Origin of the sequence: Pseudomonas sp. Sample_20, assembly GCF_004307585.1 — a bacterium.
Classification (GTDB): Bacteria; Pseudomonadota; Gammaproteobacteria; order Pseudomonadales; family Pseudomonadaceae; genus Aquipseudomonas; species Aquipseudomonas atacamensis.
In genome coordinates this window covers 72,891-85,859 of sequence record NZ_RCOA01000071.1, presented here as the reverse complement: position 1 = coordinate 85,859, position 12,969 = coordinate 72,891, and the positions used below count along the sequence as shown (strand labels likewise).

General features: G+C 59.9%; 15 protein-coding genes. 7 read left to right on the top strand and 8 right to left on the bottom strand.

Annotated features, from left to right (window positions below; genetic code table 11):
• Positions 1 to 60 precede the first annotated feature (60 nt).
• From D8U70_RS15745 to D8U70_RS15725, 5 genes are all read right to left on the bottom strand, one after another.
• Positions 61 to 432, bottom strand: a complete 372-nt coding sequence (locus D8U70_RS15745; RefSeq protein ID WP_130929258.1) for a glutathione S-transferase N-terminal domain-containing protein — start codon at positions 430 to 432, stop codon at positions 61 to 63.
• Between the two features lie 103 nt (positions 433 to 535).
• Positions 536 to 1,081 (bottom strand): GTP cyclohydrolase I FolE, encoded by a 546-nt coding sequence (folE, locus tag D8U70_RS15740; RefSeq protein WP_016773769.1) that lies wholly within the window; start codon positions 1,079 to 1,081, stop codon positions 536 to 538.
• 77 nt (positions 1,082 to 1,158) lie between these two features.
• Entirely contained in the window at positions 1,159 to 1,716 is a 558-nt protein-coding gene (locus D8U70_RS15735; RefSeq protein WP_071171525.1) for a Smr/MutS family protein, read from the bottom strand.
• A gap of 74 nt (positions 1,717 to 1,790) precedes the next feature.
• Positions 1,791 to 2,111, bottom strand: coding sequence for a hypothetical protein (locus tag D8U70_RS15730; RefSeq protein WP_016773771.1), 321 nt, complete (start codon positions 2,109 to 2,111; stop codon positions 1,791 to 1,793).
• A 131-nt stretch (positions 2,112 to 2,242) separates the two neighbouring features.
• Entirely contained in the window at positions 2,243 to 2,833 is a 591-nt protein-coding gene (locus tag D8U70_RS15725) for a cysteine hydrolase family protein (RefSeq protein ID WP_016773772.1), read from the bottom strand.
• 239 nt (positions 2,834 to 3,072) lie between these two features.
• Here D8U70_RS15725 and prmB point away from each other — a divergent pair, with 239 nt between their 5' ends.
• Positions 3,073 to 3,981, top strand: coding sequence for a 50S ribosomal protein L3 N(5)-glutamine methyltransferase (gene prmB, locus D8U70_RS15720; protein ID WP_056784046.1), 909 nt, complete (start codon positions 3,073 to 3,075; stop codon positions 3,979 to 3,981).
• A gap of 58 nt (positions 3,982 to 4,039) precedes the next feature.
• Here the strand turns inward: prmB and D8U70_RS15715 are convergent, their stop codons facing one another.
• Positions 4,040 to 4,831, bottom strand: coding sequence for a hypothetical protein (locus D8U70_RS15715; protein WP_130929257.1), 792 nt, complete (start codon positions 4,829 to 4,831; stop codon positions 4,040 to 4,042).
• Positions 4,832 to 4,930: 99 nt separating this feature from the next.
• Complete coding sequence (locus D8U70_RS15710; protein ID WP_130929256.1) at positions 4,931 to 5,884, bottom strand: alpha/beta fold hydrolase; 954 nt, start codon at positions 5,882 to 5,884, stop codon at positions 4,931 to 4,933.
• 130 nt (positions 5,885 to 6,014) lie between these two features.
• Here D8U70_RS15710 and aroC point away from each other — a divergent pair, with 130 nt between their 5' ends.
• The 5 genes from aroC to mtnC all read left to right on the top strand — a co-directional run bounded on the left by aroC (position 6,015) and on the right by mtnC (position 10,235).
• Entirely contained in the window at positions 6,015 to 7,106 is a 1,092-nt protein-coding gene (aroC, locus tag D8U70_RS15705) for a chorismate synthase (protein ID WP_024012223.1), read from the top strand.
• Positions 7,107 to 7,140: 34 nt separating this feature from the next.
• Complete coding sequence (locus tag D8U70_RS15700; RefSeq protein ID WP_073472596.1) at positions 7,141 to 8,286, top strand: MFS transporter; 1,146 nt, start codon at positions 7,141 to 7,143, stop codon at positions 8,284 to 8,286.
• Positions 8,283 to 8,909, top strand: a complete 627-nt coding sequence (locus tag D8U70_RS15695; RefSeq protein WP_024012225.1) for a methylthioribulose 1-phosphate dehydratase — start codon at positions 8,283 to 8,285, stop codon at positions 8,907 to 8,909. The genes D8U70_RS15700 and D8U70_RS15695 overlap by 4 nt, the downstream gene beginning before the upstream one ends.
• A 92-nt stretch (positions 8,910 to 9,001) precedes the next feature.
• Positions 9,002 to 9,547 (top strand): acireductone dioxygenase, encoded by a 546-nt coding sequence (locus D8U70_RS15690; RefSeq protein ID WP_038861971.1) that lies wholly within the window; start codon positions 9,002 to 9,004, stop codon positions 9,545 to 9,547.
• Between the two features lie 4 nt (positions 9,548 to 9,551).
• Positions 9,552 to 10,235 carry an acireductone synthase gene (gene mtnC, locus D8U70_RS15685; protein ID WP_122705885.1) on the top strand — a complete coding sequence of 228 codons (684 nt, stop codon included), beginning with the start codon at positions 9,552 to 9,554 and terminating at the stop codon, positions 10,233 to 10,235.
• 180 nt (positions 10,236 to 10,415) lie between these two features.
• Here mtnC and D8U70_RS15680 read toward each other — a convergent pair whose 3' ends face one another.
• On the bottom strand, positions 10,416 to 10,694 hold the full coding sequence (locus D8U70_RS15680; RefSeq protein WP_016773780.1) for a DUF3509 domain-containing protein: 279 nt from the start codon (positions 10,692 to 10,694) through the stop codon (positions 10,416 to 10,418).
• Positions 10,695 to 11,079: 385 nt separating this feature from the next.
• Here D8U70_RS15680 and D8U70_RS15675 point away from each other — a divergent pair, with 385 nt between their 5' ends.
• On the top strand, positions 11,080 to 12,918 hold the full coding sequence (locus D8U70_RS15675) for a long-chain-acyl-CoA synthetase (RefSeq protein WP_122705887.1): 1,839 nt from the start codon (positions 11,080 to 11,082) through the stop codon (positions 12,916 to 12,918).
• Positions 12,919 to 12,969 lie beyond the last annotated feature (51 nt).

The window sequence follows — 12,969 nt, the reverse complement described above, 5'->3', positions numbered from 1 at the left end:
CGTTTCAAGGGTGGGAGCGAGCCTGCTCGCGAAGGCGGCTAGCGCTCCAACCCATTAACATCAGACCGCCGCAAACCGCTTATCCAGATAATCGATAATCACCTTGGATTCATACATCCAGGTGGTTTGCCCGTTCTCTTCAATACGCAGGCAAGGCACTTTGATCCGGCCACCCTGTTCCAGCAGGGTCTGGCGATCCTGCTCGTTGTTCTTCGCGTCTTTCAGCGCCACCGGCACATTCAGACGATGCAGGGCGCGGCGGGTTTTCACGCAGAACGGGCAGGCGTGAAATTGGTACAGAGTCAGATCTTTCGCGGCAGCGTCGACTTGTGCCTGAGCAGCAGCGGGGCGTTTTGTCTTGCCCGGGCGGGTGATGAAATCGACGAAGATAACCAGTTGGCCGAGGCCGACACGAAGCGCTTTGACGAACACGTTGAAAGCCTCACGGTGCAAATGAAGAAAGGCGCGCAGCTTACCCGATTTTTCACAGGCGAAAAAAAACCGGCGATCAATGCCGGTTCTTTTCTGTTGCGAACTACTTGATGAGGCTGAGGAATTCGCTACGGGTTGCCGCGTTTTCACGGAATTCACCGAGCATCACCGAAGTGATCATCGACGAATTCTGCTTTTCGACGCCGCGCATCATCATGCACATGTGCTTGGCTTCGATCACCACGGCCACGCCCAGCGCGCCGGTGACTTGCATTACCGCATCGGCGATCTGGCGGCTGAGGTTTTCCTGAATCTGCAGGCGGCGGGCGTACATATCGACGATCCGCGCAACCTTCGACAGGCCCAGCACTTTGCCGCTCGGGATGTAGGCGACATGCGCCTTGCCGATGAACGGCAGCAGGTGGTGTTCGCACAACGAATACAGCTCGATGTCCTTGACCAGCACCATCTCGCTGTTGTCGGAGCTGAACAGGGCACCGTTGGTGACCTCTTCGAGCGTCTGTGCATAACCGCGGCAGAGGTACTGCATGGCTTTGGCGGCACGCTTTGGCGTGTCGAGCAGGCCCTCGCGGGACACGTCCTCGCCCAATTGGCCGAGAATCGCGGTGTAATTCTGTTCCAGGGACATGAAACTACCTGTGGGGATTTTCGCAAAGGGCAAGGGTACGGTGGCGGACACAACCCTGCAAGTTCGGTGTGACGGCTTTATTCGTCGCGGCCTTCCATCATCGTCCGTTTCAGCATCACATAAACCGCGCCGGCACCGCCGTGTTTGGCCTGGCACGAGCAGAAACCGAGCACTTGCGCATGCTGGCGCAGCCAGGTATTGACGTGGCTTTTGATCATCGGCCGCTTGCCATCCAGGCGCACAGCCTTGCCGTGCGTCACGCGCACGCAGCGGATTTCGAATTTGGTCGCTTCGGCGAGAAAGGCCCAAAGTGTTTCCCGAGCCTTTTCCACGCTCATGCCGTGCAGGTCGAGACTGCCTTCGAACGGGATCTGCCCGACCTTGAGCTTGCGCATCTGGCTTTCCTGCACGCCGTCGCGGGACCACATCAGCTCGTCTTCCGGGCCGACGTCGATCACGAACTGGTCGGAGAGGCCGTCAATGATGGTGGTGTCGCTTCGCACGGTGGCGGACTGACGCAGCTTGGCGATCTGCGCGCGGTCAGCCTTGGGTTTGCCGGTGTCGGCGCGGTCGTGCTTGATCGGCTTGACGCCCTGGATGGCACTTTTGAACAGAGAAAAATCGTCGTCTTGCATGTCAGCCTCCGCGAAGGGCGGCCAGTTTACCCAAGTCGACAGAAAACGGCCCGGCAAAAAGCCAGGCCGTTGGGTCAGTCGTGTTTTTTCATCAGATGCGGGGACATGTTCAGTTCCCGCGATTGCCGTGCGCGACGGCGGCAGCGGCGCCACAGGGCAACGCCGAAATACAGAAACAGCAAGCCGACGGCAAGCATGATTGCCGAGCCCAGCGGTGATGCGTTCAGGTCACCCAGCGCCGGCGGACGGCCGAGCAGGCTGGCTGCACCAGCCATCGCCAGCAGCACGCCGAACGTCGCCAGAATGGCCGAGATCGCCGCGCCAAATCGAAAACGCCAGTTGCTTTGGCCTTTGGGCCGCAAACGGCGTGCGTCAAATCCATCGGATAACTTCATTCCGACCTTCCTCAATGGTATCGGCCCTTCGACCGGGAGTTGACCGGGTTGTTCCTGAGGCTATGGCATTTGCGGCAAATCAGCGGATATAGCGGATGAGCGGCGCCAATGCACCGCTCACAAGGGCAGGATCAGATCAGGTCCTGAGTCTTGGCCAGCGTGGCGAAGTTGTCAGCCATGATCGCCATTTCCGCTTCCTGCACGCGTTCGGCGCTGAGCACGCCGCCCTTGAACGGCAGATCGCGGGTCGCGCAGGCGTCTTCGACCAGGGTGCAGCGGAAACCGAGGTTCTTTGCCGCGCGCACGGTGGTGCTGACGCTGGAGTGACTCATGAATCCGCAAACGATCAGGTCCAGCGAGCCGAGGTTCTGCAGACGCTCGAGCAGCTCAGTGCCATGGAAAGCGCTCGGCAGCAGTTTGCCGATAATGGTTTCATCACCCTGTGGTTCCAGACCAGGGATGAACTCGCCACGTTCGCCCTGCGGGTCGAACAGGCCACCAACGGTGCCGAGATGACGCACGTGCACGATCGGCCGACCGGCGGCACGGGCTGCGGCAACCACTTGTTTGATGTTCGCGACGGCCGCGTCCATGCCGCTCAGGGCCAGCGGGCCACTGAGGTATTCCTTCTGGGCATCGATGATGACCACGGTGGCATGGCTCAGGGTGGCCGCTGCGTAACCGCGGCCACTGAGTTGAAACATCGTTTTTGGAACGGACATTCTGGGGCTCCTCGGGGTGGGGCTTTTGCGACATTGTCCTCTGGCTGAGCGGTTCTGTGAATCGCTACCATCGTAGGCGCCGTCGTTCTTGGCCTGCAGCCTTGTCAAGTTACACGTTCCGTTCAATGCCTGATGCAAAAAAAAGAAATCTCCTACCGTTGCCGCACGGTTTTTCCTGCGTCGTCGTGGCGCGTTTTGGCTGCTAGAATCGCCAGTCGTTTTTTCTGGAGTTCTACGCCGTGATCACTTCCCGACTTCGTACCCTGCGCGACCACATCCGTTGGGCCGTCAGCCGCTTCCATGGGGAGGATCTGTTTTTCGGTCATGGCACCGACAACGCCTGGGACGAGGCTCGCCAGTTGGTGCTGGGCGCTTTGCACCTGCCTTGGGAAATCGCCGACAGCTATCTTGATTGCGCGCTCGAAGATGACGAACTGGTCAATCTGCAGCGCTTGCTCAAGCGCCGCATCGAAGATCGCGTTCCCACCGCCTACCTGCTCGGTGAAGCGTGGTTCTGCGGCATGTCGTTCATCGTCGACCAGCGCGTGCTGATCCCGCGTTCGCCGATCGGTGAGCTGATCGAAAACCGCTTTGCGCCATGGATCGGCAACGAACCGGCACGAATTCTCGACCTGTGCACGGGTTCCGGTTGCATCGGTATTGCCTGTGCTTACGAGTTTCAGAATGCCGAGGTAGTGCTCGCGGACCTGTCGTTCGAGGCGCTGGAAGTAGCCAACCAGAACATCGAACGCCATGGCGTCGATGAGCGCGTCTACACCGTGCAGGGTGATGGCTTCGATGGTTTGCCGGGTCAGCGTTTCGATCTGATCGTGTCGAACCCGCCCTACGTCGACGCGGAAGATTTCGCCGACATGCCGGACGAATATCAGCACGAGCCGGAACTGGGCCTGGCCTGCGGTGATGATGGTCTGAATCTGGTCCGGCGCATGCTCGCCGAAGCGGCGGATCACCTGACCGAGAAAGGTTTACTGATTGTCGAGGTGGGCAACAGCCAGGTGCACGTCGAGGCGTTGTACCCGGAAGTCGATTTCGCCTGGCTGGAGTTCCAGCGCGGCGGGCATGGCGTGTTCATGCTGACAGCCGAGCAGTGCCGCGCGCATCAGGCCCTGTTCGCGTCCCGCGTCTAAGGTTGTGACAGATCGTTCCCACGCAGAGCATGGGAACGATCAGTACGCACCCAAGCCATCAGCGGTGCGTAGCAATCCAGATCAACAACCCCGCCTGAAACACCGCAAACGCCACCAGACACGTAATGGTGAAGCGCAACCCGGCGTCTTCACGCTTGAACTTGCTGACTTTCTCTTCCTGCTTCTTCAGTTTCACTTCCTGCTCAGCGAGATTCTGTTCGGCCTGCTGCAGCATCTGCGCGGCTTCAAGAATCTCGACGATCTGCAGTTTTTCGCTGTTCCAGTCACCCAGTAGATCACCGACCTGAACCGCCTTGATGCTGCCTTTCAAATGCTGGGCGTCGGCGTAAACCACATCGAAACCGTGCACGCGCAGGAAATGGTCGCGACGCAAGCGAGTGTCTTCGTTTAGCGCGTCCTTGTTGTTCAGGTCCATGCCTTCGACGGTGTAGCCGGGCCAGCGCTTTTTCGCCCAATTGATGCCTTGCGCGGCCATGAAACGACCAATGCCGCGATTCAGCGGTTCGACCTGCAAGCCACTGTCGGGACCGAAACTCACACGTTTGCTCGCGTGGTCGACCCACACATCAAGATGATTTTGTTCTTTGCGCACACGCTGGTTGGGCAGCTTGATCGCCATGCGCATCAGGCTGCGCTCTTTGCTGTTGCGCTCGGCGTAACCGAATTCGACAAAGCGCAACGGCCGGCCACCGGTGTTGCGGTCGGTCTGCAGCGGCGCCAGGCGGAGCATCTTGTGGTGCTCGGCCTGAACATCCGCCCACGGCAGTTCGACCGCTGGCGGTGCGTCTTTTTCAGCGCTGGTGTCGGGTGAAGTCTGGGTTTCAGTCATAACGGCGAGATCCTGTCCAAGCCCTGCTTGCCGCCAGACGTTGCGCTGGCGACAAAGGCTTATCGGCCGTTTTCTGTGAGGCTGGAGGGTAAAACGCAGTTAACTTGCACGAATTCCGTCAATAAATTCGATGACGGCGGCGCCCAGTTCGGCGGCCAGGGGCAAATTCGGGTCCTTGTAGGAGGCCAATTGCCGCTTCATGTCGTTGTGGACGATGCGCAGCACATGATTCATGCCTTCGATCACCGTCAGTTGCGCGTCCGGTTTGGACGCCTTGAGCAGCTTCGCGTCTTCGGTGCCGACCTGAATGTCGTTGCTGCCCTGAACGATCAGTGCCGGCATTTTCAGCTGGGCAAAGGCTTGCGCCGGGTCCTGACGGAACAGCGAAATCAGGTACGGCTGCACGCTCGGGCGGAAGATCACCTGCAACGGTTGCGGCACGTTGTCATCGGCGTGGCCGGCCTTGAGGCTGTCGAGCAGTTCGTTGCTGCGCAGCATCAGTGGCGGCGGCAGGCTGCGCGCCAACTGTTCGCGGATCACTTCATCGACCGGCCGCGCGCTGCCAGACAGCGAGATCACCGCCGCTGCGTCCAGCTTCGGCGCAGCGAGGCTGGCAATCAGCGCGCCTTCGCTGTGGCCGAGCAGAATCAGTTTGCCGAAACGCGGATCGGCCTTGAGCTTCTGCCCCCACGCCACCGCGTCCGCCGCATAGCCCTCGACTGACAGCTCACGTTCATCGGGAGCGGCCGCCAGGCTCGCCGCAACGCCACGCTTGTCATAGCGCACGCTGGCGATGTTGTGTTTGGCCAGCACCCAGGCCAAGCGCTTGAGGCTGTCGTTACGCCCGCCGTCGGGGTTGTTTCCATCGCGATCTGTAGGACCCGAGCCAGAAATCATCAGAACAATCGGCACCGGGCTGTCGGACTTGGGCAGCAACAGCGAACCGAAAAGTTCGCCGCTGCCGGTGTCCAGAGTGACCGGGCGCTGTAGGACTGTCGCTTGGGCAAAGCCGGTAAAGAGGGTAAGACTCAAGATCAGAACTCGCAGCATCATCACGCCATCATTGGTCAAGGTGCCGGTTGGACTCGCCAGCACCACTAAGGTTCGAGGATGAACTACTCGGTTAGCCTGCGTATACTGGCGCGCATCAAGAATTCGGGTTTGATTTCACGGAGCGTCCTGCATGTCCGGCAATACCTACGGCAAGTTGTTCACTGTCACCACCGCTGGCGAAAGCCATGGTCCGGCGTTGGTCGCCATTGTCGACGGCTGCCCGCCGGGTCTGGAGATTTCCCTGGAAGATCTGCAGCGCGACCTCGATCGCCGCAAGCCTGGCACCAGCCGCCACACCACCCAGCGCCAGGAAGCCGATGAAGTCGAAATCCTCTCCGGCGTGTTCGAGGGCCGCACCACCGGTTGCTCGATCGGCCTGCTGATTCGCAACACCGACCAGAAGTCCAAGGACTACTCGGCGATCAAGGACCTGTTCCGCCCGGCCCACGCCGACTACACCTATCACCATAAATACGGCGAGCGCGATTATCGCGGCGGTGGCCGCAGTTCGGCGCGGGAAACCGCCATGCGCGTAGCGGCCGGTGCGATCGCCAAGAAGTATCTGGCCAGTCAGGGCATCGTCATTCGCGGTTACATGAGCCAGCTCGGCCCGATCGAAATTCCGTTCAAGACCTGGGATTCGGTCGAAGAAAACGCTTTCTTCAGCCCTGACCCGGACAAGGTCCCGGAGCTGGAAGCCTACATGGACCAGTTGCGCCGCGATCAGGACTCGGTCGGGGCGAAGATCACCGTGGTCGCCGAAGGCGTGATGCCGGGCCTTGGCGAGCCGATTTTCGATCGCCTCGACGCCGAACTGGCCCACGCGCTGATGAGCATCAACGCAGTCAAAGGCGTGGAGATCGGCGCCGGTTTCGCCTGTGTCGCCCAGCGCGGCACCGAACACCGCGATGAACTGACGCCGGAGGGTTTTCTCAGCAACAACGCCGGCGGCATCCTCGGTGGCATCTCGTCCGGCCAGCCAATCGTTGCGCATCTGGCATTGAAACCGACCTCGAGCATCACCACCCCGGGGCGTTCGATCGACGTGAATGGCAACCCGGTCGACGTGATCACCAAGGGTCGTCACGACCCTTGCGTCGGTATCCGCGCGACGCCGATCGCCGAAGCGATGATGGCCATCGTGCTGATGGATCACCTGCTGCGCCACCGTGGGCAGAACGCCGATGTGCGCGTGAGCACGCCGGTGCTGGGCCAGCTCTGATGGCTGCGCTCAAAGCCGTCGCGGCATAACCGGCGTGGCGGCGCTTCCTTACTGGCGGCTGTCCAGTTTCTATCTGTTCTATTTCGCCTTGCTCGGTTCGACAGCGCCGTTTCTGGCGCTGTACTTCGATCACCTCGGCTTCAGCGCCGCGCGCATCGGCGAGCTGGTGGCGATTCCGATGCTGATGCGCTGTGTGGCGCCGAACATCTGGGGCTGGCTCGGCGATTACACCGGCAGGCGTCTGGCCATCGTGCGCTTTGGTGCGGTGTGCACGTTGCTGACCTTTTCGCTGATCTTCGTCAGTCAGACCTACGCCTGGCTGGCGATGGTCATGGCCTTGCATGCGTTCTTCTGGCATGCGGTGCTGCCGCAGTTTGAAGTCATCACTCTCGCGCATCTGCAGGGGCAAACGTCGCGCTACAGCCAGATTCGCCTGTGGGGCTCGATCGGTTTCATCATCACCGTGGTAGTGCTGGGGCGGCTGTTCGAATGGCTCAGTCTGGACATCTACCCGGCGGCGCTGGTGCTGATCATGGCCGGTATCGTTCTCAGCAGCCTGTGGGTGCCGAATGCGCAGCCGGCGCAAGGCAATCGGCCGGCGGGTGAGGGCTTTCTCAAGCAATTGCGCCATCCCGGCGTGTTGGCGTTTTATGCCTGCGTCGCGCTGATGCAGGTCAGCCATGGGCCGTATTACACCTTTCTGACCCTGCACCTTGAACGCCTCGGTTACAGCCGTGGCGTCATCGGCATGCTCTGGGCCGTGGGTGTGGTGGCGGAAGTGCTGATGTTCATGGCCATGAGCCGCATTCTGGCGCGCTTTTCCCTGCGCCGGGTGCTGCTGGCGAGTTTCCTGCTGGCGGCGTTGCGTTGGGTGCTGCTCGGTTCGTTTGCGGAGTTTCTCTGGGTGCTGTTGTTCGCCCAAGTGCTGCACGCAGCGACTTTCGGCAGCTTTCATGCGGCTGCCATCGCTTTCGTGCAACGTAGTTTCGGCGCCCGCCAGCAAGGCCAGGGCCAGGCGCTGTATGCGGCACTGGCCGGCACCGGCGGGGCGCTCGGCGCGCTGTATTCCGGCTACAGCTGGAATGCCCTCGGCGCGACATTGACCTTTAGTATTGCCAGTCTCGCAGCGCTTGCCGCTGCCGTTATCATTGCCACATGTATGCAAGAGGACAGGCCATGAGCCTTAGCCGTGAACAGCTCGCCCAGCAGATCGTTGACGCCGGGCGTTTTCTATATGGCCGTGGCTGGTCGCCAGCCACCAGCAGCAACTATTCGACACGCCTGTCGCCGAGCGAAGCGCTGTTGACCGTATCGGGCAAGCACAAGGGCCAGTTGGGTGTGGATGACGTGCTCGCTACCGATCTGTCCGGCAATAGCCTGGAACCAGGCAAGAAACCCTCCGCCGAAACCTTGCTGCACACCCAGCTCTACAGTTGGCGCGCGGAGATCGGCGCGGTGCTGCACACCCATTCGGTGAATGCCACGGTGCTGTCGCGTCTGACCCCGGAAGATTTCATCGAGTTCGAAGACTACGAATTGCAGAAAGCCTTCAGCGGCATTTCCACCCATGAATCACGGGTGCGTGTGCCGATTTTTGACAACGATCAGGACATTGCGCGCCTCGCCGCCAAGGTGCAGCCTTGGCTCGACGCCCATCCCGATTGCGTCGGTTATCTGATTCGCGGCCATGGCCTCTACACCTGGGGCGCGCAGATGAGCGACGCGCTGCGGCAGATCGAGGCTTTTGAATTCCTGTTTGAATGCGAGTTGAAAACCCGCAGCGTCATGAACCGCCAAGGCTGAGTTCACCAGAAACAGCCCGTTTGCCTGATGCCACGCGGCGCCCGACCGGTCTGCAAGAGCCGGACGGCGCCGCCGCTACCGAGGAATTGCCCATGAGCAGCCTGTCCGTTTATCACGTTTCCAGCCCTGAGATTCCCAACAAGGTGCTGACCCATTTCGAAGACATCGCCTCGACGCTGGCCGAGCAGGGCGTGCGTTTCGACCGCTGGCAGGCCGCCGCGAAGATCCAGCCCGGCGCCAGTCAGGAAGAGGTCATCAGCGCTTATAAAGAGCAGATCGACAAGCTGATGACCGAGCGCGGCTACATCACCGTCGACGTGATCAGCCTCAACAGCGACCATCCGCAAAAAGCCGAACTGCGCGCCAAGTTCCTCGAAGAGCACCGCCATGGCGAAGACGAAGTGCGATTTTTCGTTGCCGGTCGTGGCTTGTTTACCCTGCACATCGACGATTACGTCTATGCCGTTCTCTGTGAGAAGAACGACCTGATCTCGGTTCCGGCCGGCACCAAGCACTGGTTCGACATGGGCGAACATCCGCACTTTGTGGCGATCCGTCTGTTCAACAACCCGGAAGGCTGGGTTGCCAATTTCACCGGCGAAGACATCGCCGGTCGCTTCCCGCGTCTGGAGGACTGAAACCGTGTCGATCAAAGCCATCCTCACCGACATTGAAGGCACCACCAGCGCGGTGAGTTTCGTCTTCGACGTGCTGTTTCCCTACGCCGCCAAACATTTGCCCGACTTTGTGCGGCAGAACGCTTCGCGTGCTGATGTCGCCGAACAGCTCGACGCCGTGCGCCGAGACAGCAATGAGCCGCTGGCTGACGTTGAACGGGTTGTTGAAATCCTCTTGAGCTGGATCGCCGAAGACCGCAAAGCCACGCCGCTCAAGGCATTGCAGGGCATGGTCTGGGCGCAGGGCTATCAGGCAGGGCAGCTGAAAGGGCATGTTTATCCGGATGCCGTTGAAGCGCTGCAACGTTGGCATGCGGCCGGTTATCAACTGTTTGTTTACTCATCCGGCTCGATCCAGGCGCAGAAGCTGATCTTCGGTTGCTCGGAGGCGGGGGATCTGACGCCGCTGTTCAGCGGCTATTTCGACACCACATCGGGGCCGAAGCGTGAGGCGCAGTCTTATCGCCATATTCAGCAGGCAATTGGGGTAGATGCGGGGGAGATCCTGTTTCTCTCGGACATCGTCGAAGAGCTCGATGCTGCGCAGTCGGCTGGCCTGAAAACCTGCGGCCTGGCGCGTGAAGGGGGGGAGCTGGGAAGCCACATTACCGTCGACATCTTCACCGGAATTGAACCCGAAGCTTTCTGATCCACACGAATCAAATGTGGGAGCGAGCTTGCTCGCGAAGGCGCAATATCAGATAAAAATTTAGCCCTGACACACCGCTTTCGCGAGCAAGCTCGCTCCCACAGGGTTCTGCATCAACACAAAAAAACAGGCCGTGAAGCGAAAGCTCCACGGCCTGTTTTGTTTATAGCGCTTTAAAAATTACAGCGAGTGATAGGTTGGCAGAGCAAAACGCTGCTGGCTCTGCAGCATTGCAATTTGCGGCAGCTCGCTGGCTTGTTCGGCCAGGTCGCGGCGGATCGCGCTGATCGCCCACGACAGTTGGTCACCGGCATGCAGTTGCTGATACGAGAGGGCGCGTTTGAAGACTTTGCCGTCGCTGCTACGCAGAGTGAGCAGGATGCCACCGTCAGGACGTGGGGCAGTGCTGACTTCGTAGTTGGAGAACAGCGATGTAAATTTTTCTTGAATCAGGCTCATGTCATCAGCTCCGTATGTACTTGAATGGCAAGCATGCGGAGGTAGTTGCAGCGTTTGTGCCAGTATTGGTGCGAATAAAATCCTTTTAAAATCAATAAGTTGAAGGCGTTGCATTTTGCAGGCGTCGTGCAATCTGCATGAATGGCCATCGTGCATCCTGCATTTTGCGTGATTTTTCTCCGTACAACGGAACCAAACGTCCGTACCAGAATCCGCTCTTCCCCGGAGGCGCGACGGGATACAAATCATTGCAAAAACCGCGTGTACAGCCCCGCGAGCACTGACGTACTTTCCTTCTCGACCCACAGCGTAAACGCGTCGGTCGCAGTCATTACCCGATAACAAGAACAGCGGTCTGCACGTCAAGATCGAACGGGGAGCTTTCATGCGTCACGCACCAAGCGACACGATTACCTGGGGCATGATGCTCCGCAAACTGCCGATGATCGCCAAGGCCATCCCCCGCGTGGTCAAAGGCATGAAAGTGGCCAATGTCACGGATCCGACCCAAACGTGTGGTCTGGGCTGGACGTTCGAGCAGGCGACGCGGCGCAATCCCGATGGTGTGGCGTTGTTGCAGGGCGACGTGGCGTTGACCTACACGCAGGTCAACCAGTGGGCCAATCGCATTGCGCATTACCTGAGCGAGCAAGGCATCGGCAAGGGCGATGTGGTCGCGGTGTTCATCGAGAACCGTGCGGAATTACTGGTGACAATCCTGGCGCTGGCCAAGCTCGGCGCGGTGAGTGCGCTGCTCAATACCTCGTTGATGCGCGACACGCTTGTTCACAGCATCAATCTGGTTGCGCCGGTGGCTATTGTGGTTGGCGAAGAACTGACCGCTGCCTATGCCGGCGTGCGTGATCAGGTTGCGATCGCAGCGCCGCGCACCTGGTTCGTCGCCGATCAGGACACCTACAGCCATCCGGGCATCGCGCCTGAGGGTTACGTCAATCTGATCAGCGCCAGTGCTGACGCCAGTAGCGATAACCCGCCGAGCAGCGCGCAGATTTTCTTCGACGATCCGTGTTTCTACATCTACACCTCCGGCACCACCGGCCTGCCCAAGGCCGGGGTTTTCAAGCATGGACGCTGGATGCGCAGTTCGGCGAGCTTCGGCATGATCGCCCTCGATATGCGCCCGGATGATGTCGTTTACTGCACCTTGCCGCTGTATCACGCCACGGGCCTGTGCGTGTGCTGGGGATCGGCGATCAATGGCGCCTCGGGTTTCGCCATCCGCCGCAAGTTCAGCGCCAGCCAGTTCTGGGGTGACGTGCGCCGCTATCGCGCAACCACCATCGGCTATGTCGGTGAGCTGTGTCGCTACCTGGTCGAGCAACCGGTCAGCGCCGATGACAGCCGCCACGACGTGCGCAAGATGATCGGCAATGGTTTGCGTCCTGGTGCCTGGGCCGAGTTCAAGACGCGTTTTGCCGTCGAGCACATTTGTGAGCTGTACGCGGCGAGCGACGGCAACATCGGTTTCACCAACATCCTCAATTTCGACAACACCGTCGGGTTTTCGCTGATGGCGTGGGAACTGGTCGCTTACGACCATGACAGTGGCGAGCCATTGCGCGGCGATGATGGTTTCATGCGCAAGGTCGGCAAGGGCGAGCAGGGCCTGCTGCTGGCGCGGATCGACGACAAGGCACCGCTGGACGGTTACACCGACCCGCAGAAAACCGCCCGCGTCGTCCTCCACGATGTGTTCAACAAGGGCGATCGCTTTTTCAACACCGGCGACCTGCTGCGCAATATCGGTTTCGGCCATGCGCAATTTGTTGATCGCCTCGGCGATACCTATCGCTGGAAGGGTGAAAACGTGTCGACCACCGAAGTCGAGAATTTGTTGCTGCAACATCCGCTGATCGCTGAAGCCGTGGCCTACGGTGTGGAGATCCCCAACACCAATGGGCGTGCGGGGATGGCTGCAATTACTCCCGCCGAATCCTTGGCCACGCTGGATTTCGCTGAACTGCTGAGTTTCGTCCGGCAACGTATGCCGGCTTATGCCGTGCCGTTGTTCTTGCGGGTGAAAGTGAAAATGGAAACCACCGGGACCTTCAAATACCAGAAAACTCGCCTGAAAACGGAAGGCTTTGACCCCGGGCTCACCGGCGATGACCCGATCTTCGCCTGGCTGCCGGGCAGCGAAACCTATGTGCATGTCAGTGAGCAAATCCTCGCTGAAATTCAACAGGGCAAACATCGATATTGAGTGTGGCTATCGGGACGCTCGGAAAAAACCGAGTGACAGCCACCGTCGCGC